The 25,857-nt window shown below is 68.0% G+C and carries 22 protein-coding genes; 10 read left to right on the top strand and 12 right to left on the bottom strand.

Annotated elements, in window-relative coordinates; translation table 11 throughout:
* The 4 genes from D183_RS0119470 to D183_RS0119455 all read left to right on the top strand — a co-directional run.
* Positions 1–572, top strand: a 572-nt coding sequence (locus D183_RS0119470; protein WP_026144671.1) for an XOO1806 family protein, incomplete at its 5' end; no start/stop codon positions are given.
* 227 nt (positions 573–799) lie between these two features.
* Positions 800–3,685 carry a TonB-dependent receptor domain-containing protein gene (locus D183_RS0119465; RefSeq protein ID WP_017910477.1) on the top strand — a complete coding sequence of 962 codons (2,886 nt, stop codon included), beginning with the start codon at positions 800–802 and terminating at the stop codon, positions 3,683–3,685.
* A gap of 78 nt (positions 3,686–3,763) precedes the next feature.
* The gene (locus tag D183_RS0119460; RefSeq protein WP_017910476.1) at positions 3,764–5,602 is read left to right on the top strand and encodes a tetratricopeptide repeat-containing sulfotransferase family protein; all 1,839 of its coding nucleotides are present in this window, start codon (positions 3,764–3,766) and stop codon (positions 5,600–5,602) included.
* Positions 5,599–6,165: a 2OG-Fe(II) oxygenase gene (locus tag D183_RS0119455; RefSeq protein WP_017910475.1), complete on the top strand. Its 567-nt coding sequence runs from the start codon at positions 5,599–5,601 to the stop codon at positions 6,163–6,165. The genes D183_RS0119460 and D183_RS0119455 overlap by 4 nt, the downstream gene beginning before the upstream one ends.
* Before the next feature lie 41 nt (positions 6,166–6,206).
* On the opposite strand, the gene D183_RS0119450 is transcribed toward D183_RS0119455, so the two are convergent.
* A complete protein-coding gene (locus tag D183_RS0119450; RefSeq protein WP_017910474.1) occupies positions 6,207–7,496 on the bottom strand; it encodes an aspartyl/asparaginyl beta-hydroxylase domain-containing protein in 1,290 nt (429 codons plus the stop codon).
* Positions 7,496–8,107, bottom strand: a complete 612-nt coding sequence (locus tag D183_RS0119445; protein ID WP_017910473.1) for a TetR/AcrR family transcriptional regulator — start codon at positions 8,105–8,107, stop codon at positions 7,496–7,498. Before D183_RS0119445 ends, D183_RS0119450 begins: the two co-directional genes overlap by 1 nt.
* Positions 8,108–8,246: 139 nt before the next feature.
* On the opposite strand from D183_RS0119445, the gene D183_RS0119440 reads away from it, so the two are divergent.
* From D183_RS0119440 to D183_RS0119430, 3 genes are all read left to right on the top strand, one after another.
* Positions 8,247–9,167: an alpha/beta fold hydrolase gene (locus D183_RS0119440; RefSeq protein ID WP_017910472.1), complete on the top strand. Its 921-nt coding sequence runs from the start codon at positions 8,247–8,249 to the stop codon at positions 9,165–9,167.
* Entirely contained in the window at positions 9,164–11,650 is a 2,487-nt protein-coding gene (locus tag D183_RS0119435) for an acyl-CoA dehydrogenase (RefSeq protein WP_017910471.1), read from the top strand. Before D183_RS0119440 ends, D183_RS0119435 begins: the two co-directional genes overlap by 4 nt.
* A 68-nt stretch (positions 11,651–11,718) precedes the next feature.
* Positions 11,719–12,201 (top strand): hotdog fold domain-containing protein, encoded by a 483-nt coding sequence (locus tag D183_RS0119430; protein WP_017910470.1) that lies wholly within the window; start codon positions 11,719–11,721, stop codon positions 12,199–12,201.
* 42 nt (positions 12,202–12,243) lie between these two features.
* On the opposite strand, the gene D183_RS0119425 is transcribed toward D183_RS0119430, so the two are convergent.
* Both D183_RS0119425 and D183_RS0119420 read right to left on the bottom strand, forming a co-directional pair.
* On the bottom strand, positions 12,244–12,597 hold the full coding sequence (locus D183_RS0119425) for a DUF1304 domain-containing protein (RefSeq protein WP_017910469.1): 354 nt from the start codon (positions 12,595–12,597) through the stop codon (positions 12,244–12,246).
* An 82-nt stretch (positions 12,598–12,679) separates the two neighbouring features.
* Positions 12,680–14,026, bottom strand: a complete 1,347-nt coding sequence (locus D183_RS0119420) for an NTP/NDP exchange transporter (RefSeq protein ID WP_017910468.1) — start codon at positions 14,024–14,026, stop codon at positions 12,680–12,682.
* A 209-nt stretch (positions 14,027–14,235) separates the two neighbouring features.
* Here D183_RS0119420 and D183_RS0119415 point away from each other — a divergent pair, with 209 nt between their 5' ends.
* Positions 14,236–15,834: a GMC family oxidoreductase gene (locus tag D183_RS0119415; protein WP_017910467.1), complete on the top strand. Its 1,599-nt coding sequence runs from the start codon at positions 14,236–14,238 to the stop codon at positions 15,832–15,834.
* 331 nt (positions 15,835–16,165) lie between these two features.
* Positions 16,166–17,554, top strand: a complete 1,389-nt coding sequence (locus D183_RS0119410) for a serine hydrolase domain-containing protein (RefSeq protein WP_026144670.1) — start codon at positions 16,166–16,168, stop codon at positions 17,552–17,554.
* A gap of 1,622 nt (positions 17,555–19,176) precedes the next feature.
* Here the strand turns inward: D183_RS0119410 and D183_RS0119405 are convergent.
* On the bottom strand, positions 19,177–19,632 hold the full coding sequence (locus tag D183_RS0119405; protein WP_010344200.1) for a hypothetical protein: 456 nt from the start codon (positions 19,630–19,632) through the stop codon (positions 19,177–19,179).
* Between the two features lie 264 nt (positions 19,633–19,896).
* Here D183_RS0119405 and D183_RS27590 point away from each other — a divergent pair, with 264 nt between their 5' ends.
* A complete protein-coding gene (locus D183_RS27590; RefSeq protein ID WP_157835228.1) occupies positions 19,897–20,193 on the top strand; it encodes a hypothetical protein in 297 nt (98 codons plus the stop codon).
* 677 nt (positions 20,194–20,870) lie between these two features.
* On the opposite strand, the gene gcvH is transcribed toward D183_RS27590, so the two are convergent.
* The 7 genes from gcvH to D183_RS0119370 form a co-directional block, all read right to left on the bottom strand.
* Positions 20,871–21,266, bottom strand: a complete 396-nt coding sequence (gene gcvH / locus D183_RS0119400) for a glycine cleavage system protein GcvH (protein ID WP_017910465.1) — start codon at positions 21,264–21,266, stop codon at positions 20,871–20,873.
* 91 nt (positions 21,267–21,357) lie between these two features.
* Positions 21,358–22,464 (bottom strand): glycine cleavage system aminomethyltransferase GcvT, encoded by a 1,107-nt coding sequence (gcvT, locus tag D183_RS0119395; RefSeq protein WP_017910464.1) that lies wholly within the window; start codon positions 22,462–22,464, stop codon positions 21,358–21,360.
* A gap of 296 nt (positions 22,465–22,760) precedes the next feature.
* Positions 22,761–23,192, bottom strand: a complete 432-nt coding sequence (locus tag D183_RS0119390) for an NfeD family protein (RefSeq protein ID WP_026144669.1) — start codon at positions 23,190–23,192, stop codon at positions 22,761–22,763.
* 3 nt (positions 23,193–23,195) lie between these two features.
* On the bottom strand, positions 23,196–24,161 hold the full coding sequence (locus D183_RS0119385; RefSeq protein WP_026144668.1) for an SPFH domain-containing protein: 966 nt from the start codon (positions 24,159–24,161) through the stop codon (positions 23,196–23,198).
* Positions 24,162–24,224: 63 nt separating this feature from the next.
* Positions 24,225–24,527 carry a DUF962 domain-containing protein gene (locus D183_RS0119380; protein WP_017910461.1) on the bottom strand — a complete coding sequence of 101 codons (303 nt, stop codon included), beginning with the start codon at positions 24,525–24,527 and terminating at the stop codon, positions 24,225–24,227.
* A 609-nt stretch (positions 24,528–25,136) separates the two neighbouring features.
* A complete protein-coding gene (locus D183_RS0119375; protein WP_017910460.1) occupies positions 25,137–25,460 on the bottom strand; it encodes a YnfA family protein in 324 nt (107 codons plus the stop codon).
* Positions 25,457–25,857: MazG nucleotide pyrophosphohydrolase domain-containing protein (locus D183_RS0119370; RefSeq protein WP_017910459.1), on the bottom strand; the 401-nt coding region annotated here is incomplete at its 5' end. The genes D183_RS0119370 and D183_RS0119375, both read right to left, overlap by 4 nt.

The raw sequence follows: 25,857 nt of genomic DNA, 5'->3' as shown, positions 1-25,857 counted from the left end.
GCTTGGCCAGCCACTGCATGCTGGCCAGCCTGGGCGACGACGACGGCACCACCGGCCACCATGTCGCCGCCACCACCACCTTCAACCGCCCCGGCGGGCGCCTGTCGCTGTCGGCGGGCACCGGCCGCGAGAACCTCCCCGCCTGGCTGGCCGGCGCCAACAAGACGCCGTCGATGCGGATGGAGCAGAACGACCTGACCGTCTTCGCGCAGCAGAACATCGGCCGCGAGGGCTTCGTCTCGATCGGCGGCACCTACGCCAAGGCGCGCCTGGTGCCGATCGCCGACGCCACCCCGGCCATGCTCGACCGCTGGGACAGCAAGAGCCTGAGCATCGGCGGCGGCTACGGCTCGTTCAGCGCCAACGTGATCGGCCGTGTCGTCGACGCCCCCGGCCAACCCGGCAAGTGGACCGGCCTGGGCGTGGGCCTGACCTGGCGCACCCCGTGGAGCGGCCAGCTGACCGTGGGCGCCGAGAACGTCATCACCCGCGGCAAGAACCCGTTCTCGCCGAACAACATCAGCACCGAAGAGGGGACCATCCCCTACGTGCGCTACGAGCAGGATCTGTAGCCGAACACTTGCAACCTGTTGTCAGGAAAAGAAAAAGCCTCCGCACGGAGGCTTTTTTATTGCCTGATCGAGCGTGATATACATCACGCAAATTGCGCCCTCATTAACGACTCTTTAATTTCTCTGAAGACAAAGTTAACATCGGCTCACCCCGCGGTTTTTGGCATCGCATTTCGGCGCCTCCGCAGGAGAACTCAGCTGACATACACCTTTCGGAGAGAGAGCCAATGAATTGCAAGACCCATCGCTTGCGCGACGCGATCGCGTTCGCACTCGCTGCCGGCACCACCGCGCTGCTGAGCACCGGCGCGGCCGCGGCCCAGGACAGCTCCTCCAACGATGCGTCCAAGACCCTGGACACCATCCAGGTCACCGGCTCGCGCGTTGCCCGCGTTGAAACCGAAACCGCCAGCCCGGTGGTCGTGATCGACCGCGCCGCGATCGAGCAGACCGGCAAGCTGACCCTCGGCGATCTGGTGCAGGAACTGCCGGCGATGTCCGGTGCGCCGGCCAGCCCGGCGGTCAACAACGGCGGCGGCGACGGCAAGTCCTCGGTCGACCTGCGCGGCCTCGGCGACGAGCGCACCCTGCTGCTGGTCAACGGCCGTCGCGTCGTCAACAACGACGTCAACTCGATCCCGGCCAGCGCCGTGGAGCGCATCGAAGTGCTGACCAGCGGCGCCTCGGCGGTGTACGGCTCCGACGCCGTGGCCGGCGTGGTCAACTTCATCCTGCGCAAGGACTTCGAAGGCCTGGCGGTCAGCGTCGACTACGGTCAGGCGACGCACCTGAGCGACGGCGCGCGCAGCGGCGGCTCGCTGACCTTCGGTCAGGTCGGCGATCGCGGCAACATCATGGTCGGCCTGAACTACAACAAGTTCGATGGCATCTCCTCGGCCAACCGCAAGTACTCCAAGGACGCGACCTACCTGTACAGCGGCGCGGTCACCGTGCTCGGCTCCAGCCGCAATCCGCGCGGCCGCATCACCGTGCCGACCGCCCTGCGTCCCCAGTACGGCGGCTGCTCGACCGTCACCCTGAAGCCCGGCGCGACCGGCGCCTCGCAGGGGGATTACCGCTGCTACTCCGGCGCGACCGACTCCTTCAACTACCAGGCCACCAACCTGATCATGACGCCGCAGGAGCGCACCAACGCGTTCTTCCTGGCGAACTATCAGATCACCGACAGCATCAACGCCTTCGCCCAGGTCTACCACAACAAGACCAGCTCCAACTTCGCGATCGCGCCGCTGCCGTTCGACGCCCGTGGCGACAAGGTGGTGATCTCCGCCAACAACTTCTACAACCCGTTCGGCACCAACTTCGGTGCGGACAATGGCGGCAACCAGTACAACCAGCTGCTGACCCGCTTCACCTCGCTGGGCCAGCGCCGTTCCTACTACAGCACCGTGACCGATCAGGTCGTGGCCGGCCTGGAAGGCTTCGTCGGCGACAGCACCTGGAAGTGGGACGCGGCCATGAACTACGGCCACTACACCCGCGAGAACACCAGCTACGGCTACGTGTACTACGCCGGCCTGCGCGACGCGCTGGGCCCGTCGTTCCGCGACACCGATGGCGTGGTCAAGTGCGGCAGCGCAGGGGCGGTGATCGCCGGCTGCACCCCGTTGAACATCTTCAACATCAACGACCCGCAGACGATCGCGACGCTCGGCAAGTACGAAGCGCGCCCGACCTACTCCAACACCTACCAGATGCGCAGCTTCGAAGCCAACGCCAACGGCGAGCTGTTCACGCTGCCGGCCGGCGCCTCGCAGCTGGCGGTGGGCGTGTCCTGGCGCGAGGAGTACCAGAAGAACGCGGTCGACTACATCGCCATCGCCAACGCCAACGGCAACTGCTTCATCTCGCAGGAAGCCTGCGGCACCCCGCTGAGCGGCAAGTACAACGTCAAGGAGCTGTACGCCGAACTGTACGTCCCGCTGCTGTCCGAGGTCCCGTTCGCGCACCTGCTGGCGCTGACCCTGGGTTCGCGCTATTCGGACTACAACACCTTCGGCAACACCACCAACAGCAAGGTGCAGCTGGAGTGGCGTCCGATCCAGAACCTACTGCTGCGCGGCACTGTCGCCGAGGTGTTCCGCGCCCCGACGATCGAGAACCTGTACGCCGGCGCCAGCGGCGATGCGCCGAACTTCGCCGACCCCTGCATCGGCTACGGCCGCACCGGCACCGCACGCAACCACGAAGCGGCGTGCGGCGCGGGCGCGGGTGCGACCGCCATTCCGGGCGCCACCGGCATCACCCCGAGCGGCATGTCGCAGACCACCGGCGTGTGGTCGGGCTCGGTCGCCGCCGGCTTCACCCTGAAGCCGGAACAGGGCAAGTCGTTCGACTGGGGTGTGGTCTATGACCCGGAATGGCTGCCGGGCTTCTCGGCCAGCCTGGACTACTGGCGCCTGTACCTGAACGACACGATCAACCGTGCCGATGCGCAGACCGTGGCCGACATCTGCTACAGCGACAACAACAGCCCGTTCTGCGGCTTCATCAACCGTTACTCCGATGGCCAGGTGAACTTCATCCGCGAGCCGATCGTCAACCTGGGCCGCCTGGACACCAAGGGCTGGGACCTGGCGCTGCGCTACCGCCTGCCCGACACCGCCTGGGGTAGCTACACCTTCGGCCTGGACGGCACCTACATCGCGCGGTACGACAACAAGACCAACCCGGCCGATCCGGCGGGCGTGGTGACCCACGTGGCCGGCACGTACAACAAGAGCTACGGCCTGTACTCGCGTGTCCGCGGCCGCCTGTTCGTGAACTGGCAGAAGGGCGACCTCGGCGCCAGCTGGCGCATCCGCTACGTCGGTCCGTTCGACGTCGGCAGCGCCGATCCGGCGCAGAACCGCAGCGCCGACGCCGGCCTGCCGTACGTGGTGGTCCCCTACGGCTCCTACTTCCTGCACAGCGTCAGCGTGAACTACGCGCTGCCGTGGTTCAATTCGAAGGTGGAAGTGGGCCTGGACAACGTGTTCGACAAGCAGCCGCCCATGCTGTATCAGAACAACGTGCTGAACGCCAACACGGACGTGAACAGCTTCGACACCGTTGGCCGCTACCTGTGGGCTCGCTACAGCATGAGCTTCTGAGTTCGCTCAGTCCGCGCTTGACGTAACGACGAGGGCCGCGCGAAGCATTCGCGCGGCCCTCTTTTTTGGCAGACCGGAATGAACGCACCACAGCTGCAACACGCGATCCATCTCATCGAACAAGGCAACGCGGAAACGGCCGCCGAGCTGTGCCGGCAGGCACTGATCGCCACGCCACACGATCCCGGCTGGCACACGCTGCTGGCGATGGCGCTGCAACAAGGCGGCGACGTGGCCGGAGCGGCCGCGCACTACCGCACCCTGACCCACCTGCAGCCGCAGGAGTCGGCGCACTGGGCCAATCTGGGCATGACGCTGCGCACCCTGGGCGAGCATGCCGACGCCGAACAGGCCTACCACCAGGCCCTCGCCCTGGCGCCGCAGACCTATCACTATCTCGTCGACCATGGCCTGCTGTTGCTGGACATGGGCGACATCGCGCGCGCGCGACACCGACTGCTCGACGCGGTCGACCTGGATCCGGCGCAACCGGAAGCGCGCATCCATGCCGCCATCGCCTGCTTCGAGTGCGGCGATGCGCAACGCGCCGCCGCCCTGCTCCCACCACCCGCCGTGTGGCCGCACCTGCCCGACGACCTGCGCGAGGACCTGGCCGGTGCATTGATCCAGGTCGGCAGAACCGACGAAGCCGAGACATTGCTGTCGCAGACCCAGCACGGCCAGGCGCCGTCGCTCTCCAACCTGATCCGCCTGGCGCAACTGCACGAACGCACCAACCGCATCGCCCAGGCGGAGGCGCTGTGGCAGCAGGCGCGCGCCATCGCCGTGCAGGACGACAGGCAGACCCGCATCGACCTGCTGCAATTGCAGTCGGCGCTGGCACTGCGCCGCAAGGACTACACCGCTGCACGCGGCGCCAACACCGAACTATTGGCCCTGCGGCCGCAGGTGCAGATCGAGGCCAACGCCTATTTTGCGCTGGCCGGCATCGACGACAAGCAAGGCGAGCCTGCCGCGGCGATGGCCATGCTGGAGAAGGCGCACGCCCTGCAGTTCAAGCTCGCCGCAGAGACCATGCCGGACATCGCCCACTCCGGCGAAGAGCCGCTGCAGATCTCCAGCCTGTGGCTGAAGACTCCGTTCGCGGTGGACCCGCACGCCACGGCGCCGGACAGCGACGCGTCGCCGGTGTTCATCGTCGGCTTTCCCCGCTCGGGCACGACCATGCTGGAGCAGATGCTCGATGCGCATCCGCGCTATGCGTCGATGGACGAGCGCGCGATCCTGCAGCGCTGCATCGAATGGATGGAAGCGCAGGGCAAGCGCTATCCGTACGACCTGGACGCGCTGGACCAGACCCAGGTCGCGGCGATGCGCCAGGTGTACTGGGCAGAAGTCGCAAAGGTCACGACCCTGGCCGCCGGCCAGCAACTGGTCGACAAGAACCCGCTGAACATGCTGCGCCTGCCGGTGATCATGCGCATGTTCCCCACCGCGAAGATCATCCTGGCCCTGCGCCATCCCTGCGATGTGCTGCTGAGCTGCTACATGCAGAACTTTCGCTCGCCGGCGTTCATGGTGTTGTGTTCCAGCCTGGAGCGCCTGGCCAAGAGCTATGTCAACGCGATGCGCTTCTGGATCCACCATCAGGCGCTGCTGCAGCCGCAGTTGCTGATCCTCAAGTACGAGGAAACGGTGGCCGATTTCCCTGCGCAAGTGCAACGCATCGGCGACTTCCTGGGCATCGACCAGGCCGGATTCCTGGCCGATTTCGCGCAGCATGCCGCACGCAAGGGCTACATCAGCACCCCCAGCTACGCGCAAGTGGTGGAACCGGTGAACCAGCGCGCCGTGGGACGCTGGCATCCCTACGCGCCCTGGCTGGCCGACGCGCTGCCGATCCTGCAGCCGGTGGCCGCGCACTGGGGCTACGACCTGGAAGCGCCGACCCCATGAAAGTGCTGAGCGACTACATCCGCACCTACGACGACGCCCTGCCCGCCGCGTTCTGCCAACAGTTGATCGACGGGTTCGAATCTTCCCGCGCGCATCACCTGCGCAACGGCAGCAATACGCATGCGGCGCTGGGCGAGAGCAACTGGACCGAACTGGACGTCGGCAAGCTGGCCGACCCGGCCTTCCTGGGCTTCTTCCTGGACCGGATCGAACACTACCTGGCCCGCTACAACCAGGCACTGGGCCTGACCCTGCCCATTCCGTACCGGCCGACCATCGACCGACTGATCCTGAAGAAGTATCAGGTGGGTGGCACCGATCGCTTCCAGCCGCATTTCGACTCGGTCGACGCGGTCTCGGAACGCTACATGGTGTTCCTCTGGTATCTCAACGACGTCAGCGAAGGGGGGACCACCCGTTTCTGCGACCTCGAAGTGGAAACCGCACCCCGCGCCGGCAGGTTGCTGATGTTTCCTCCTTACTGGATGTACCAACACGTCGGCGAGCCGCCGGTGTCCAACGACAAGTACATCCTGTCGACCTACCTCATGTTCAAGCGCTGAGCGTCGCCGCGAACTCCAACGCGCGACGCGCCAGGCACGGCTCAGACGCCGGCACGCAGATTGAACGCGCCGATCGTCTCCACCAGTTGCCGCAGCGCCAGCGTCTCGGCCTCGTCCAGATCCGGGTGCCAGGTGTCCAGGATCGTCACCACCCGCACCCGGTCGCTGTGGTTCCAGGCCTGGTGCAGGCAGGTGTCGTTGAACGTGACCAGGCGACCGACCTCCCAGGCATGGGCGATACCGGCGACCTCGAGCGCGCAGTCCGGCGGCACGATCAAGGGCAAGTGGGTCACGACGCGCGCGTTGGTCACGCCGTAATGCGGCTTGATCGTGGTGCCGGGCGCCAGGATCGAGAACAACACTTCCGGCGCATGTCCCTCGATCCGGGTCAACGGCACCTGCGCCAACGCGGCTGCCGTGCGCGGGCAGCGCTGCAGGTTCTCCGGGTAGGCTTGCCCGTGCCGGAAGAAGAAATAGGCATCCCAGGCGCCGTCGCCCCGCTGGCCGACGAGATAGTCCTGCGGCGACGCGCCATTGCTGAAATCCAGGAACGGCTGCACCGACTGCCGCGACGCCAGGACCTGGTGCGCCTCTTCGACGATTCCGGCGGCGGCGTCCTGCAGTTGGTCGTACCAGGGGAACCGCGCGGCGCCCAGATAGGGCGACGGGTCCAGCTCCGGGATGTACAGGAAGGTCGGATGCTGGCCATCGTCCGCCGGGCGTGGCTGCAGCCCGAGATAGATGCGCAAGGCCGCCATCACCCGGCGCAACGCGGCCTCGCCGAAGCGATCGAGCAATGGCTGGATCGCGGCGACGAACACGGCGTGCCGCCCCTGATCGATCCGCCGCATCGCAGCGACCACGCGCGCCCGCAATTCGGGCGCGGTCGTGTCCTGATCGAGCCAGCGTCCCTTGGCCTGTGCCGCGCGCACTGCGGCAAAGTACATCGGCAGCGCGTCGTCATGGCGCCCCAGCGCATCCAGGCTTTCGGCGTACCACAACCGCACCAGGAACGCGTCGGCGGCCAGCTGCAAGGCGTGTTCGAACGCCGGCAGCGCCTGCGCATGCTCGCCGAGCCGGGCCAGGCAGATCGCGCTCCGGCTCCATGCCTCCGCACTGGGTTCGGCGGCGGCCACCAGCGTCCAGGCCTGGGCCGCGCGCGCGAACGCACCGCTGTCCATCAGCAGCAGCGCATGCGCGCGGCGCAGCGCCAGATCGGCAGGCGCTGCGTCCAGGGCACGCTCGCACAGCGCATCTGCGGCGCGGTAGTCGCCCTCGGCCACGTGCCGCTGCACGGCTTCCAGCGCGTCGGCAGCCGGCACCTGCGCCATCAGCCCGGAATCAAGGTCACGATGACGTGTTCGACGTAGGCCTCGAAGTCCTCGCGCGCCTGCTTGGGTTGGTGCAATTGCAGCGACAGCTGCAGGAAGCCGACGTAGGCGGCATAGGCCAGGCGTGCGCGATGTTGCGCATCGGTCCGGCTGAGTCCGGCCTGGCGGAACGAGGCGATCAGATACTCCATGCGCCGCTGCGAGACCCGGTCGATCACCGGCCGCACCGCAGGATGATCGAGCGCCTTCAGCAACTCACTGTAAATGATGTGCGGCTTGACCTCGTGCGCGACCAGTTGGAACAGCGCGCGCAGCCGCGTGCGCGGATCCGGCACCTCTTCCAGGCTGCCGAACACCTGCTGCTGCTCGACCAGTTCCCAGCGCTCCAGCGCGGCCTGCAGCAGCGCATCGCGCGAGGGGAAATGCCAGTAGAAGCTGCCCTTGGTGACGCCCAGGCGCCGCGCCAGCGGCTCCACCGCCACCGCGCTGACGCCCTGTTCGGCGATCAGGTCCAGGGCGGCCTGCGCCCAGTCTTCGGCACTGAGCCGGTTGTTGCGGCCACCGCCGGAAGCGGCGCCGTCGTCGGAGGAAGGAGCGGGCGCGGTATTCATCCGTGGATTTAACCATACGGGGACGTCGGTTGCAGTATGTGGCCTTCACGAGGGCGGCGCAAATGCCCGGCAGCATTGGCTTTTCGCACCCATACTGCATCGTATTGACATGCCGCGCAGAGCAACCATACTATCTCGTATGGTTTCCGCCTCCGCCACCGTCCCGCATGCCGCCTCGGCTACCCTCTCGGGTGCCGGCGAGCTGGCGCTGGCCGCGACCGTCACCGGTCCCGGCGAGGCCGGATCGGTGCTGTTCGCGCATGGCTTCGGCCAGACCCGGCATGCATGGTCGGCGACCGCGGCGGCGTTGCAGGCGCACGGCTACCGCAGCGTCGCCTATGACGCGCGCGGCCATGGCGATTCGGCGCGCAACCCGGCGGACCTGCCCTATCGCGGCGAGCAGTTCACCGACGACCTGATCGTGGTCGCCGGCGAGATGTCGCCGCCACCGGTGCTGGTCGCCGCCTCGATGGGCGGGCTGTTCGGGCTGATCGCCGAATCGCGCTGGCCGGGCCTGTTCCGCGCGATGGTGCTGGTGGACATCACCCCGCGCTGGCAGCCGGCCGGGGTCGAGCGCATCCTCGCCTTCATGACCGCGCACCCCCATGGCTTCGCCAGCCTGGACGAGGCCGGCGACGCGATCGCCGCCTACCTGCCACAGCGTGCGCGCAAGTCGCCGGAGGCGCTGCGCAGCGTCCTGCGCCAGCACGCCGACGGCCGCTGGTACTGGCACTGGGATCCGCGCCTGGTCGAAGAGCTGGCGCGCGACAGCGACCAGCACCAGGGTGCGATCGCGCAGGCCGCCGCGCACGTGCAGTGCCCGCTGCTGCTGATCAGCGGCGGCCGCAGCGACCTGGTCACGCCGCAGACCATCGAAGAGTTCCTGTCGCTGGTGCCGCATGCGCAGCATGCGCATCTGCCCGAAGCCACGCATATGCTGGCCGGCGACGACAACGCCGCATTTACCGCCACTGTGTTGCACTACCTGGACGCCCTGCCACCGGCCTGCGCCGGCGCATCGTCCGCCGTCACCGAGTACCTCCCCGGAGCACGCCCATGAGCATCATTGCCCCCTTTCTCGTGTTGTTGCTGGCCGGCGCGTTCGCCGCCTATCACCGCATGCGGCTCGCCGTCTGGGCCGCGTTGAGCGCCACGCTGCTGGTCGCGTGCTGGCTGCTCGGCGCCAACCACGTCGCCACCATCGTCGCGGCCGTCGTGCTGGCGGTGGTCGCGATGCCGCTGCTGTTGCCGTTCGTGCGCAAGCCGCTGCTCACCGCGCCGATGCTGAAGGTGTTCCGCAAGGTGCTGCCGCCGCTGTCGCAGACCGAGCGTATCGCTCTGGAAACCGGCTCGGTCGGCTTCGAAGGCGAGCTGTTCACCGGCGACCCGGACTGGCAGAAGCTGCTGAACTATCCCAAGCCGCAGCTGACCGCCGAAGAGCAGGCCTTCCTCGATGGCCCGGTGGAAGAACTGTGCAGGATGACCAACGACTGGGAAATCACCCACGTCCACGCCGACCTGCCGCCGGAGATCTGGAGCTTCATCAAGAAGAACAAGTTCTTCGGCATGATCATTCCGAAGGAATACGGCGGCTTGGGCTTCTCCGCGCTGGCCCACCACAAGGTGATCCAGAAGATCGCCTCGGTCTCCAGCGTGGTCAGTTCCACCGTCGGCGTGCCCAACTCGCTGGGCCCGGGTGAGCTGCTGCTGCACTACGGCTCCAAGGAGCAGAAGGACTACTACCTGCCGCGTCTGGCGGTGGGCCAGGAAGTGCCCTGCTTCGGCCTGACCGGTCCGTTCGCCGGCTCCGATGCCACCTCGATCCCCGACTACGGCATCGTCTGCAAGGGCGAGTGGAACGGCGCCAACGTGCTCGGCGTCAAGCTGACCTTCGACAAGCGCTACATCACCCTGGCCCCGGTGGCGACCCTGGTCGGCCTGGCGTTCCGCATGTACGACCCGGAAGGCCTGATCGGCGACACCAAGGACATCGGCATCACCCTGGCGTTGCTGCCGCGCGAGACCCCGGGGGTCGAGATCGGCCGCCGCCACTTCCCGCTGAACTCGCCGTTCCAGAACGGCCCGATCCATGGCCGCGAAGTGTTCATCCCGCTGAGCCAGTTGATCGGCGGCGTGGAAATGGTCGGCAAGGGCTGGAACATGCTCAACGAGTGCCTGGCCGTCGGCCGCTCGATCACCCTGCCCTCCACCGCCAGCGGCGGCGCCAAGTTCGGCGCGGTCGTCACCGGCGCGTATGCGCGCATCCGCAAGCAGTTCGGCCTGTCGGTCGGCCGCTTCGAAGGCGTGGAAGAGGCGCTGGCGCGAATCGGCGGCAAGGCCTATGCGATCAGCGCGCTGTCGCAGGCGACCGCCGCGGCGGTGGACCGCGGCGACGTGCCGTCGGTGCCTTCGGCGATCGCCAAGTACCACTGCACCACGATGAGCCGCGAGGTCATCAGCGACGTGATGGACGTGGTCGGCGGCAAGGGCATCATCCTCGGCCCGCGCAACTTCGCCGGCCGCAGCTGGCAGGCCGCGCCGATCGCGATCACCGTGGAAGGCGCCAACATCATGACCCGCAGCCTGCTGATCTTCGGCCAGGGCGCGATCCTGTGCCATCCGTGGGTGATGAAGGAGATGAAGGCCGCCGGCAATCCGGATCACAAGGCCGGCGTCGACGAGTTCGACCGCAACCTGTTCGGCCACATCGGCTTCGCCATCTCCAACGCGGTGCGTTCGCTGTGGTTCGGCCTGACCGCCGCGCGCATCGGCGCCGCGCCGGGCGATGCCTACACCCGCCGCTACTTCCGCAAGCTGGACCGCTACTCGGCGAACCTGGCGCTGATGGCCGACGTGTCGATGCTGATGCTCGGCGGCAAGCTGAAGTTCAAGGAGTCGCTGTCCGGACGCCTGGGCGACGTGCTGAGCCACATCTACATGACCAGCGCCATGCTCAAGCGCTACCACGACGACGGCGCGCCGGCCACCGACCAGCCGCTGCTGGCCTGGGCCTTCCACGACAGCGTGCACAAGATCGAGCTGGCGCTGTCGGCGGCGCTGCGCAACTTCCCGATCCGTCCGGTCGGTTGGCTGATGTGGGCGCTGATCTTCCCGTGGGGCCGCCGTGCCGAGGCGCCGGGCGACCGCCTGGGCCACCGCGTCGCCGCGCTGCTGATGACGCCGAACGAAGCCCGCGATCGCCTGGGCCAGGGCGTATTCCTGACCCCGTGCGAGAACAACCCCGGCGGCCGCATCGCCAGCTACCTGACCAAGGCGGTGCTGGCCGAGCCGGTGGAGCGCAAGTTCCTGAAGGCGCTCAAGAGCAAGGGCATCGAATCGCTGGACTTCGCCTCGCAGTTGGATGAGGCGGTGCGCCAAGGCGTGCTGTCGGCCGATGAGCGCCGTCAGCTGGAGGAGCTGCGCGAGATCACCATGGACACGATCAGCGTCGACGACTTCGACACCGACGAACTGCGCTCGGCGAGCTACTACCAGCGTGCCGCGGCGGCGGCCGACGACGGGCATTCGCGCGAAGCGGCCTGATCGTCCTGACCATGCGACACCCACGACGGCGGACTTCGGTCCGCCGTCGTGCGTTCGGGGGAACTGCAATGAGCCGACTGCTCTCGCTCTACCGCCGCATGCAAGGCTGGCCCGGGGGATCCTGGCTGTTCTCGCGTGCGGTGTGCTTCAAGGCGCCCTACTTCGCCAGCATCGCCCCGCGCATCACCGTCCTGGAGCCGGGCCGCTGCGAGGCGCGCATCGCGCACCGGCGGCGGGTCAGCAACCACATCGGCACGGTACACGCGATCGCGCTGTGCAACCTGGCGGAACTGGCCGGTGGAGTGATGGTCGACGCCAGCCTGCCGCCGTCGATGCGCTGGATCCCCAAGGGCATGCAGGTGGAATACCGCAGCAGGGCGCTCGGCCCGATGCAGGCGGTGGCCACGCCGGACGTGGCGATCGTCGCCGCCGAGCGTGGTTACGACCTGCCGGTCAGCGTGGAGATCCGCGATACGCACGAGCACGTGGTGTGCTTCGCGCGCATCGCCATGTGGGTGTCGCCACGCGTGCCGGCCACGGCCTCGCCCTGATCGCAGCGTCGCGTGCGCGGTGTGCGGTGTGCGGTGTGCGGCTCAGTACGCCAGAAGCACGGCCACGATCGCCAGCGCGGCCGGCAGCGCCTGCACGAACACGATGCGGCGGCTGACGCTCCAGCCGCCGTACAGGCCGGCCACGACCACGCAGCCGAGGAAGAACAGCATCACGTCGACCCGCTGCGCGACCAGGCCCCAGGCCAGGCCGGCGGCGAGGAAGCCGTTGTAGAGCCCCTGGTTGGCCGCCAGCACGCGCGTGGCCTGCGCCTTCTCCGGCGAATTGCGGAACACCTTCATGCCCAGCGGACGCGTCCACAGGACCATCTCCAGCACCAGGATGTACACGTGCAGCAGCGCGACCGCGCCGACCAGGATCGAAGCCAACAGGATCATCGTGCTATCCGGCACAGGAGACAGGGCGTCAGCATAGCCAGCGGCCCGATGGGCGGCCAGTCCCCCGCCACGCGGCGCCGGCTCAGCGCGTTGGCGGCGTGCGTTCCGGCGGCAGCTTGGCCGCCTCGCGCAGCAGCCGCCACGCGCCCAGGGTCATGCCGGAGGCGGCCAGCAGGCCCGCAACGAACACCACCTGCGAGCCGAACCCCGACAGCAGCTTGTACAACCACGCAAAGCTGAGGTCGCTGCCACGGTAGATCACCGTATCGATCGCCGCGCCGGCCTTGTAGCGCCATTCGCGGCCGACCCGGGTGTACAGGGTCTCGCGGGCCGGCTTGGCCAGGGAGAACTCGCCGGCGCGGGTCACCACCTGCACCACCGCCACCAGCATCGGCAGCGGCGACACCGCCAGCACCGAATAGCCGAGCAGGATCGCGCAGCCGGGAATCAGCAGCGCCGGTCCGATGCCGAAGCGCGACAGCAGCGCGCGGGTGACCAGCAACTGCAGCACCAGGGTCACCGCGTTCACCGCCAGGTCGATGTTCGCGTAGAAGGCGGTACTGGCCGCGGCATCGGTGTACAGGCGGCGCACGATCGCCGCCTGTTCGTTATACAGCAGGGTGCCCACGCCCACGCCGAACACCGACATCAGCGCCAGCCAGCGCAGCAGCGGTTCGCGCGCGATCAGCTTCAGCCCGGCCAGCACGTCGCCGCCCATCGGCGCCTCGCCGCCGACCACGCCGCGCTCGCGTTCGCGGGCGACCGCCCACAGCCGCAGGCGCAGCAGGCACACCACGCTGACCACCAGGAAGCCGGCCGACACCAGCATCAGGTTGGCGATGCCCACGCGCTCGACCAGGCTGCTGGCGATCACCGGCCCCAGGAACGCGCCGAGCGTGCCGGCGGCGCCGATGTAGCCGTAGCAGGCGCGCGCTTCGGCGTTGCTGAAGACATCGGCCATGAAGCTCCAGAACACCGCCACCGCGAACAGGTTGAACACCGAAATCCACAGGAAGAAGGCCATGCCGCGCCCGGGCACGCCGCTGTCGAACAGCACGTAGAACAGCAGCAGCGTGGCGATGAAGAAGCCGTACACCACCGGCAGGAACACCCGCCGCGGATAGCGGCTGACCAGCGCCCCGTAGATCGGCTGCAGCAACAACATGATCAGGAAGGTGCAGGTGAACAACACCTGCAGCGCGAATTCCTTCAGCGGCATGCCGTGCGCCGCGAAGAACGCGATCATCGCCGGCGGGAACACCGCGGCCACGTCGGCGGAGGCGCCCATCGCCTCGCGCACAGGCCGCAGCACGTAGTAGCCGCTGAGCAGCGAGAAGAAGTACAGGAATGCCCACGCCAGCGGCGGCGAATCGCGCAGGGCACCGCGCAGCCGCGCCAGCGCACCGGGGGCATGCGGGGTGGCGCTCATCGGCGACGGACCCTGGCGCAAAAACGGGACATGGCGATTTTCGGGGGGCGGAAAACGCGCACGGTAGCTGATGCACCGCAACACCGCCAGCGCGTGCGCGATCCACCGCCCGCGCCGTACGCGCATCGCGCGCGGCGAACGGCCGCGCCGAGCATATGCTCTATCCTCGGCGACTAGCGTCGGCGCCAGGAACTCAGGGGACACCGCGGGTGTACGACTACATCATCATCGGCGCAGGCTCGGCCGGCTGCGTGCTCGCCAACCGCCTGAGCGAGGACCGCGACTGCAAGGTGCTGCTGATCGAGGCCGGGCCGCGCGACCGCAATCCCTTCATCCACATGCCCGCCGGCCTGGCGCGCCTGGCCAGCAACCGCCGCATCAACTGGAACTACCTGACCGAGGCCGAGCCGGCCTTGAACGACCGCCGCCTGTGGTGGCCGCGCGGCAAGGTGCTGGGCGGCTCCAGCTCGATCAACGCGATGTGCTACGTGCGCGGCGTACCCGCCGACTACGACGACTGGGCGGCCGACGGCGCCGATGGCTGGGACTGGCGCGGCGTGCTGCCGTACTTCCGCCGCAGCGAATGCAACAGCCGCGGCGGCGATGCGCTGCATGGCGGAGACGGCCCGCTGCACGTCTCCGACCTGCGCTACCACAACCCACTCTCGGACGTGTTCGTGGCCGCCGCGCAGGAAGCGGGCTTCCCGCACAATCCCGATTTCAACGGCCCGCAGCAGCAAGGCGTGGGCCTTTACCAGGTCACCCAGAAGGACGGTGCACGCTGCTCGGCGGCGGTGGCCTACCTGGCGCCGGCGCGCGCGCGGGACAATCTGCAGGTGGTCACCGACGCGCTGGTGCTGCGCCTGCTGATCGAAGGTGGACGCGTGGTCGGCGTCGCCTATGCGCAGGACGGCCGCGAGGTGCAGGCGCGCGCCGCGCGCGAAGTGCTGCTCAGCGCCGGCGCGGTGAACTCGCCGCAGCTGCTGATGCTCTCGGGCATCGGCCCGGCCGATGCGCTGCGCCGCCACGGCATCGCGGTGCAACTGGACCAGCCGCAGGTCGGCGCCAACCTGCAGGATCACCTGGACGTGTGCACGCTGTACCGCACCCGCCCGGGGATCAGCTACGACCGTCGCAACCAGGCCAAGATCGCCTTCGACTATTTCCTGCGTGGACACCGCGGCGCCGGCAGCAGCAACATCGCCGAGGCCGGCGGCTTCATCCGCTCGCCGTTGGCGCCGGACGCGCGCGCCGACATCCAGTTGCACTTCGTGCCGGCCATGCTCGACGACCACGGCCGCAACCGCCTGCCCGGCGACGGCTTCACCCTGCACGCCTGCCACCTGCAGCCGCGCAGCCGCGGCCGCATCGCGCTCAACGACGCCGACCCGCGCACGCCGGCGCGGATCCAGGCCAACTATCTGAGCGATCCCGACGGCTTCGACCTGCGCATGCTGGTGGAATGCGCGCGCCTGGCGCGGCACATCCTGCAGCAGCCGGCGTTCGATGCATGGCGCGGCGCGCCGCTGCTGCCGGCGCGGGAGGACCTGGACGAGGCCGGGCTGGTCGCCTTCATCCGCGCCAAGGCCGAAACCATCTATCACCCGATCGGCACCTGCCGGATGGGCAGCGATGCGCAGGCGGTGGTCGACCCGCAACTGCGCCTACGCGGTCTCGACGGCCTGCGCGTGGTCGACGCCTCGGTGATGCCGCGCCTGGTCAGCGGCAACACCAACGGCCCGACGATGATGATCGCCGAGCGTGCTGCGGATCTGATCCGTGGGCGGGCTGTGCTGCGGGAGGGGTGAGGCGTTGTTGGGGCGCGATGCGGGGGCGCCTCGGGTGGTGGCGATTTGCCGACCGACACCACCGCAGTTTTGATGGTGTTGGGTGACGTACCCTCACCCCAACCCCTCTCCCGGGGGGAGAGGGGCTAGGCACCGGCACGGCGATTGCATGTCCGTGGGCATCCGCCGCAGTCCCCGCCACCACTCCGCCGGCAGGCCTGCACAGCCCCGTCCGAGGCGGGAAATCCCCAGCAGGATCAAGGCGATGCCTATTCATCTTCTCCCAGTTTGTGCATTCGAGAAATCCGGCGCTAGAATCGTGGCCGGCAGCACCTCACAGGCCTCAGGCGCAATGACACAGAACAGCAGGCACCGGCTCCTTCGACCGGTGGCAACCGGGTTGCTCGGGGCATTGCTGCCCTTCGCGATGTCCTCCACCGCACAGACGCCGGCGCCCGCACAACCGCTGCCGCCGCCGCTGCACACCGAAGCCACGCGCTACACCTCGCCGACCCAGCCGCTTCCCTACCGCGCTTCGCTGACCCAGAGCCAGGTACTGCCGCTGGCCAAGGACTTCGATGTCGCCGCGCTGGAGTCGGTGGCCGAACAGTTGACCTATGGCGAGCGCGTGCCCGGTCTGGCGATGGCCATCGTGCACAACGGCCAGGTGCTCAGCGCGCGCGGCTACGGCGTCACCGACGTCAACCGCCCCGAGCAGGTCGATGCGCACACCGTGTTCCGCCTGGCCTCGCTGTCCAAGGCGTTCGCCGGCACCATGGCCGGCCTGCTGGTCAACGACGGCACCCTGCGCTGGGACAGCAAGGTCGTCGACTACGTGCCCGGCTTCCAGCTCAGCGACCCGGTCGCCACGCGCCAGTTGAACGTCGCCGACCTGCTCAGCCACCGCGTCGGCCTCACCTACAACGCCTACGACCGCGACGTCGAATCCAACATCGACTACTACACGCTCAGCCACAAGCTGGCCTATGCGCCGCTGAAGTGCGCGCCGGGCGAGTGCTACGCCTACCAGAACGTCGCCTTCAGCCTGATCGGCGACGTGGTGTTCGCCGCGTCCGGCAGCTTCTACGAGCAGTCGGTGGAGCGGCGCATCTTCAAGCCACTGGGCATGAACGACGCCAGCATGGGCCTGGCCGGCATCCAGGCCAGCCCGCGCTGGGCGCGCCCGCACGTGCGCAGCCGCAACGGCTGGGTCTCGCTGACGCCCAAGCCGACCTACTACCGCCTGGCGCCGGCCGCCGGCGTCAACGCCAGCATCAGCGACATAGCGCAGTGGTTGATCGCGCAGACCGGGCATCGCCCGGACGTGTTGCCGGAGCCATTGCTGGCGACCCTGCACGCGCCGCTGATCCTCACCCCGGGCGAGATGCGCTCGGGCTGGCGCCGCGCGCGGGTCAACTCGGCCAGCTACGCGCTGGGTTGGCGCGTGTTCGACTACTCCGGCCACCAGGTGATCTTCCATGCCGGCGCGGTGCAGGGCTACCGCGGCCTGATCGCACTGGTGCCGGAACGCGACCTCGGCGTGGCCATCCTGTGGAACGGCGAAAGCGGCCTGCCCTCGGGCCTGCTGCCGACCGTGCTCGACCGCGCGATCGGCCTGCCGGCGCAGCGCTGGCTGGACGTGGACACCGACTTCGGCAGCGACAACCTGATGGCCGAGCGTCCGGACCCGAAGGACAAGAAGGGCGCCTCCTCGTCCAAGTCGGTGGCCTCGCCGCACTGAGCGCGTCCTCCCGCAGCATCCCCGCAGAAGGCGGCGCAAGCCGCCTTTCTGCTGTCTGCAGCGCTGACTGCACCGCGTGTGCCCCTTCCCGGCTGGGACGCGGTGCCGTTCCCGCAGCAACGACACGGCGTGGTCTCCGCCGCACTGACCGCGCGCTCGCGCAGCATCCTCGCGAACGGGCGCGAGAACCGCCTTTCTGCTGTCTACAGCGCTGACCTGCGCCGCGTGCGCCCTTTTTCCCGACACGGGGACGCAGCCCTGTCCCGGCTGCGGCGATGCACTGGCACGAGCGCGTCACAAAAGTGTGGCCGCAACGCCGACGTCGTGCCTGGACGAACGATCGGCGACTGCGCCGCCCCAGCGGCAGCAGGCGCTCGGAGCGCCCGCGTACGGCCGCGGTGAGGGTGGTGGCGCACCGCCGCTTCCAAGATCGCGCACAGGGCACACGCCGCGCCCTCTCGGCATTGTTCGCGATCCGGCATCTGGTGTCGCTGCGCCCCGCATCGCCGCGGGCTGCCGTTGGCGTGCTGGCAACTCAATGCACCATCGCCGACGTGCGCGGGACAGCGCGCGAGGTGCGACTGCAGGACACCTTCGATAACGACCGACGAGAAGCCTCCTGCGGGAGTCGACTGTGATGCAACCGCGACGCGCGACGTGGTGGGTGCTTTCCGATGGACCAATGCGTCGGGACTGAAGGCCCTCCCACAGCCACCCGGCGAGCTCGCAAGCCACTGTGGAAGTCGCTTCAGCAGCGACGGGCATTCCAGACAAAGCCCGTCGTGGCTGAATCTGCTCCCACAGGGGCTTGCGGCGAACCTACCGGGTGCACTGCGGGAGGGACTTCAGTCCCGACGACGGAGGGTGTCGGCCGGCTTTCGGCTTCGCCTGTCGCGGCTGCACCACAGTCGACTCCCACGGGACAGACTGCATCCGGCCTGAGTGTGGCGAAAGCAGGCGGCCGGAGACTCCCCTCATTCCACGGATACGCGGGGAAAGCCCGTGATGCGGAGTGGAGGCGGGCAAGGCGCGCTGACGCGCTGCAAGTGCGCACGCAACGCCTTGGCTGGGTCGGCGAATGCCAGGCGCTCTGGCTGCTGTGGCAGCCCCGATCCCGACGGTCGGTCGATCCACGCCAGGGGCGATCATTGCGCGCGATATGACGGCCTTTGCTGCCGCCTACCGTCGTGTCGTTGCCGGCGTAGCTGTCGCGTAAATGCACGCCGACGATAACTGCCCGCGCCTCCCTCCCGGTACTCGCGTGTCTGCCCAGGCCGCACGTGCATGCCAGGGAGATCAGCTGGATGCGTTACCCTGCCCGCAGGCGCCGACCGTGGCACGGAGACGACGCGGCTTGCCGCGTCCGTTTTCGATGCGACAGGCACAGGCGCGATGTCCACATCGCAGCCTGGCAAGCAAGGCACAGGGAATGGCCAGCGTGGATCGAGAAGACGGACGCCGCGGGATCGTCGGACGAAGGCACCACGGGGGTACTCTCCGGTCGGGACTGAAGTGCCTCCCACAACCGGGACTGCAAGCGCGCGCGGCAGGATGCCGCACATAAAAAACTCCCTCCCCGCTGGGCACCGGGGAGAGAGTCTAGGAACAGCGATCGGGATGGATCAGATCAGCGGCGCGGGCGTGGCCGGCAGCGCGACCGGAGCGGCCTTCTTCTTGCGAGCGGCCGGCTTCTTCTTCGCCACGGTCTTCTTGGCGGTGGCCTTCTTCGCAGTTGCCTTCTTCGCGGCCGGCTTCTTGGCAGCCGACTTCTTCACCGTCTTCTTGGCAGCGGTCTTCTTGGTCGCAGCCTTCTTCGCGGTCTTCTTCACCGCCTTCTTGGCGACGGCCTTCTTCGCGGTCTTCTTGGTGGCGGCCTTCTTCGCCGTCTTCTTCACTGCCTTCTTGGCAACGGCCTTCTTGACCGCCTTCTTCACCTTGGCGACCTTCTTGGCCACCTTCTTGGCGACCTTCTTGACCGCCTTCTTTACCGAAACCTTCTTCGCTGCCGGCTTCTTGGCGGCAGTCTTCTTGACCGCCTTCTTAGCGGCCGGCTTTTTCGCAGCTTTTTTCGTCGCCATGGGATGGCTCCTCGTCAGTGAACTATGGATTGAAAATGCCCAGTTAAAGCAACCTCGCGGCGATGCTCCGCCTGCGGGAACCGCCGGCGCGCGCTGCGGGCCGGATCGGATACAGAAACACCCGTACCGGATAGCGATACGGGTGCGATGCCAGGGGAGACGTTGCGTTTCTCGGAGGGAAACGACTCCAACTCCACCATCTTCGGGTTCCTGGCGGATGTCCAAGTTGTGCTTCGCGTTTTGATGTCGATCCGATTCACTCGCTTGCGCAGCAACGTCTGCTGGGCGAAACCTAATCACGGTTTTTTTTACTGTCAACACTTCTACGCAATTTTTTTTTCGATGGCGCGCGCGCCACCGACGCCGCATGCCGCACTGGCCGCCTTGCCGACGCCGCCGATCGCCGACGCCGACGCTGCGAGGAAAACGGCGCATGCAAAAAAAGCAGGGAAATTTCCGTGTTTTCTGCAACGGCACACTGCCGCGATCGCCCTGCGGGCAGGCATCGGCGAAGCGTCGACGGGAACCGCGGCGATGCACGCCAGCCTGTCCGCTAGCTGAAAAAAAAATTCGCGACCGCACGCGGTTCCGGCATCGCACAAGTGCAAATGCGCAAAAGTGCGCAAACTTTTTTGCGTCGTGCGGCGCTCACGACGCGCGCGATGCATGCGTGCCGCGTCGCCGGGTCGTGCCGCATCGCGCCACCGCGACACGACCTGCACGCACGTCGCCGACACACCGCGACGCGCACGACTGCCCTCGCCCACCTCCATGCCAAGTCGCCAGCGCGTCCTCGGGCGATGCCGTTGCACGGTCGTGTCGACCGACGCAGCTCGCAGAGGTGATCGACTGGCGCCGGCACGCACCGCGCCGCCATGCATCGACGAAGCGAGCAGCGCGCACCGCATCGCCGATGCCCGCGCATCGCCGACCCGCGTGGTGCCCCCATGCCGCGCTGCACCTGCGCCGCGTCGGAAAACCGGCGCCGCCCGACGCGCCGATCGTCGGCATCGGTCACCGCCAGACGCGACGGACACGCTGCGCTCGCGGTGCGCCCGGCGGCGACCTCACATGGTCTTCGCAGCGATGCACGCAGCGCCGCCGGCGACGCGCGTTCCGGGATCGCCATGCAGAGAGGGCGCTGCCGACGCTCGAACGCTGGCGACCGCGCCGAGCGCGCCCAAAAAGAAACCGGCCGCACTGGGCGGCCGGTTCGGGTATCGCGATGGGCGGCCGGCTCAGTGGCCGTCGTCCTCGAGCAGTTCCGCGTACTCGTCCGGCGACAGCAGTTCGTTCAACTGCTCGGCATCGTCCGCTTCGAGCACCAGGATCCAGCCTTCGCCGTAGGCGTCCTCGTTGATCGTTTCCGGCTTGTCGCTCAGCGCGGTGTTGACCTCGACGACCTTGCCGCTGAGCGGGCTGTACACGTCCGAGGCGGCCTTGACCGACTCGACCACGGCCACGCCGTTGCCGGCTTCGACGTGATCGCCGACGTTCGGCAGCTCGACGTAGACCAGGTCGCCGAGCAGGCCCTGGGCGTGGTCGGAGATGCCGATGGTCACGCGACCGTTACCTTCGACGCGGGCCCACTCGTGGGACTTGAGGAATTTGAGGTCGCCAGGGATCTCGCTCATGGGCTGCTCCGGAAGAAGACGGTATCGAGGATGGGAGTCTAGTGTAGCGAACCGCGCGCGTGGGGACGAAGTCGCGCGCGGCGGACAGGACTCAGCCGAGCACGCCGGGCTGGACCTGGCCTTCGCGCACGAACGGGAACTTGACCACGCGCACCGGCACTTCCTTGCCGCGGATGTCCACGCGCACCGCACCCGGCTCGCCGACCGGCACCCGCGCGAAGGCGATCGCCTTGCCCAGCGTCGGCGAGAAGGTGCCGGACAGGATCTCGCCGTCGCCGTTGGCGGTCAGCACCTTCTGCCCGTGGCGCAGCACGCCCTTCTCGTCCATCACCAGGCCGATCATCTGCCGCGGCGCGCCGCCGGCCTTCTGCGCTTCCAGCACAGCGCGGCCGATGAAGTCGCGGCCCTCGTCGAGGGTCACCGTCCAGGCCAGCGCGGCCTCGTAAGGCGAGACGCTGTCGTCCATGTCCTGACCGTAGAGGTTCATGCCCGCCTCCAGGCGCAGCGTATCGCGCGCGCCCAGGCCGGCCGGCTTCACCCCCGCACCGATCAGCGCCTCCCAGAACGCCGGCGCCTGCGCTTGCGGCAGCACGATCTCGAATCCGTCTTCGCCGGTGTAGCCGGTGCGCGCGACGAACAGCGGCACGCCCGCGTCCGAGGTCGCCTCGATCGCGGCGAAGCGGCCGAGCTTCTGCGCGGCGGCACGATCCTGCTCGCGCAGCAGGCCGATCGCCTTGGCGCGGGCGTTCGGCCCCTGCACCGCGATCATCGCGAAGTCGTCGCGCTCGCGTACCTGCACGCCGAACGCCTGCGCCTGCTCGCCGATCCAGGCCAGATCCTTGGTGCGGGTGGCGGCGTTGACCACCAGGCGGAAGAACGCATCGGACATGTAATAGACGATCAGATCGTCGATCACCCCGCCCTGCGGATTGAGCATGCAGGTGTACAGCGCCTTGCCCGGCACCTTCAGCTTGTCCACCGAATTGGCCAGCAGATGGCGCAGGAACGCGCGGACCTGCTCGCCGTGCAGATCGACCACGGTCATGTGGCTGACGTCGAACATGCCGGCGTCGCGGCGCACCTGGTGGTGCTCGTCGATCTGCGAGCCGTAGTGGATCGGCATGTCCCAGCCGCCGAAGTCGACCATCTTGGCGCCGAGGGCGCGGTGGCTGTCGTTGAGGATGGTCTTCTGGGTCATGGCGCGGGTCCGTGAGAAAAGTCCCCCATTATCGCTGGCTGGGGGCCGGGATTGGGGGAGTCGGGAATGGGGATTCGTCAGAGCGGCTTTCCTGGATCCGGAGGACTGGCGCTCGATCGCGCAGTGCCGTGGGAGCGGCTTCAGCGAAGGCCGGGATCGGGGAGTTGGGATTCGGGATTAGCAAGAGCGGGCGTCCTGAGCCGAAGGACGCGCGCTTGATCGCCGCTCCTACGCGCAGGAAGATTGGGAAGACGGAGGTACCGCGCACTCGCGGCACCAATCCCCAATCCCGGCTTTCAAACCGCCTGGACCAGCAGCGTCATCCCGTCCACGCCGACGATGCGCACCGTGCTGCCGGCCGGCAGGTCGGGGCCGCCGACCACCCAGAAGGCATCGTCGACCTTGGCGCGACCGCGGCCGCCGTGGATCGGCTGGTCCAGGGTCACCATGCGGCCGATCAGTTGCTCGGCGCGGCGGTTGAGCAGCGGCTGGTCGCTGGTCCGGCCGCGGTTGCGGAACCAGGTGCGGTACACCTGGATCGAGACGAAGCTCAGCACCACGAACGCGCCGACCTGCAGCAGCAGGGAGATGTCCGGGAACACCAGCACGGCGAGGAACACCGCCGCGGCGGCGAAGCCCATCCACAGCATGAAGGCGCCCGGCGCCAGCGATTCGGCCGCGAACAGCAACAAGGTCAGGGCACCCCAGGCCACTACCTCAATGCGCATGGCTCAGACTCCGTTGCGCGGCGGCACGCGCGGCACTGCCGGCGGGGTGGCCTGCTTGTTCAGCGCCTCGCGCGCCAGTTCGGCGATGCCGGCGATCGAGCCGATGATGCCGCTGGACTCCATCGGCATCAGCACGAACTTCTGGTTCGGCGCGGTGGCCAGTTCCTTGAACGCCTCCACGTACTTCTGCGCGACGAAGTAGTTGATCGCCTGCACGTCGCCTTCGGCGATCGCCTTGGACACCATCGCCGTCGCCCGCGCTTCGGCCTCGGCCAGGCGCTCGCGCGCCTCGGCGTCGCGGAACGCGGCCTCCTTGCGGCCCTCGGCCTCCAGCACCGCCGCCTGCTTCTCGCCGTCGGCGCGCAGGATCTCCGACTGCCGCGAGCCCTCCGCCTCGAGGATCTGCGCGCGCTTCTCGCGCTCGGCCTTCATCTGCCGGGCCATCGCATCGACCAGGTCGCGCGGCGGCTGGATGTCGCGGATCTCGATGCGGGTGACCTTGATGCCCCACGGATTGGTGGCATGGTCGACCACGTTCAACAGCTGCGCGTTGATGGTCTCGCGCTGACTCAGCGACTCGTCCAGATCCATCGAGCCAATCACGGTACGGATATTGGTCTGCACCAGCGCGATGGTGGCAATCTCCAGGTTGGACACTTCATATGCGGCCTTGGCCGCGTCCAGCACCTGGAAGAACACCACGCCATCCACGCGCACCACCGCGTTGTCCTTGGTGATGACGTCCTGGCTGGGCACATCCAGCACCTGTTCCATCATGTTGACCTTGCGGCCCACCCCGTACATCACCGGAATCAGGAAATGCAGGCCGGGCGACAGCGTGTGGGTGTAGCGGCCGAAGCACTCCACCGTCCACTGGTAGCCCTGCGGCACCATGCGCACGGCCTTGAACAGCAGGATCACGCCGGCGACCAGCAGAACCATGGCGAGGAAGAAGGAAGACGGCATCAGGTCGCTCCATTAACCAGAAAGAAATCGAATCCGCAGTATAGCCAGCGCACGCGCACGTGCCGGTCACCAGCGGATGCGGCCCAGCAGCATGTCCTTGAACATGACCCAGTCGCCGGCCAGCGAATACAGCGGGTGCTTGAAGGTGGCAGGACGGTTCTTCTCGAACACGAAATGGCCGATCCAGGCGCAGCCGTAGCCGCAGACCGGCGCGGCCCACAGCCAACGCGGCTGGCCGGTGCACAGCGCCAGCAGCAGGCTCGCCAGCACGCCGAGGCTGCCGACGAAATGCAACCGTCGCGACACACGATGCCGGTGCTCGCTCAGATAGAACGGATAGAACTCGCGAAAACTGGAGAAGCGACGCATGCGATGGCCCTCCCGAGGCGACGCAGGCGTCCAGCATACGCTGGGAGCGCGGGCGTCGCGCGCTGCGCACGGACGCGACGCGCGGGTGTCATGCAGCCACGACGCGCACTTGGCGTGCTTTCCGATGATCCAATGGGTCGGGACTGAAGTCCCTCCCACCGTGCACCCACCGCATTCGCCGCAAGCGCCTATGGGAGCGGCCTCCGTCGTGCCGTGGTGCGACGATGACGTGTATCGCGACCACAAGGCACCGCCCATCGCGCCTTGACGTGTCCTGCGGAAGTCAACTGTCATGCAGCCACGACGCGCAACCTGGCGTGCTTTCCGATGATCCAATGCGTCGGGACTGAAGTCCCTCCCACCGTGCACCCACCGCATTCGCCGCAAGCGCCTGTGGGAGCGGACTCCGTCGTGCCGCGGTGCGACGAGGACGTGTATCGCGACCACAGGGCACCGCCCATCACGCCGTGACTTGCCCTGCGGAGGCGCAACGGTCATGCGGCCACGACGCGCAACGTGGCGTGCTTTCCGATGAGCCAATGCGTCGGGACTGAAGTCCCTCCCACCGTGCACCCACCGCATTCGCCGCAAGCGCCTGTGGGAGCGGCCTCAGCCCTGCCGCGGCGCGAACATGATCACCGCCATGCCGGCCAGGCACAGGCCGGCGCCGAGCAGGTCCCAGCGCGTGGGGCGCATGCCCTGCACCGTCCACAGCCACAGCAAGGCGACCGCGACATAGACGCCGCCGTAGGCGGCATAGACGCGGCCGCTGGCGGCAGGATGCAGGGTCAGCAGCCAGACGAAGGCCGCCAGGCTGCCCGTGGCGGGCACAAGCAGCCAGGCGCTGCGCTGTTCGCGCAGCCACAGATAAGGCAGGTAGCAGCCGAGGATTTCCGCGACGGCGGTCAGCACGAACAGCAGCAGGGTCTTCATCCGGCCGCGGCGCGTTCTTCGTCCTTGGCGCGCTGCCAGTACGCCTCCTGCTGCGCCAGCGACAGACCGTCGAGCGCGCCGCCGTCCTGCTGCGCCAGCCGTTCCATCGTGCGGAAGCGACGCTCGAACTTGAGGTTGGCGTGGCGCAGCGCCGCACCGACGTCGACCTTGGCATGCCGCGCCAGGTTGGCGCAGACGAACAGCAGGTCGCCGATCTCGTCCTGCAGGCGTGCCGGATCGACTGCGGCGCCATGCGCCAGTTCCGCGCGCACTTCCTCCAGTTCTTCCTGCACCTTGTCCAGCACCGGCGCGGGGCCGGGCCAGTCGAAGCCGACCCGCGCCGCACGCGACTGCAGCTTCAGCGCGCGCTGCCATTCCGGCAGGCCGCGGGCGATGC

Origin of the sequence: Xanthomonas sp. SHU 199 (genome assembly GCF_000364665.1) — a bacterium.
GTDB classification, from domain to species: domain Bacteria; phylum Pseudomonadota; class Gammaproteobacteria; order Xanthomonadales; family Xanthomonadaceae; genus Xanthomonas_A; species Xanthomonas_A sontii.
This window is presented reverse-complemented; position numbering and strand designations above follow the sequence as displayed.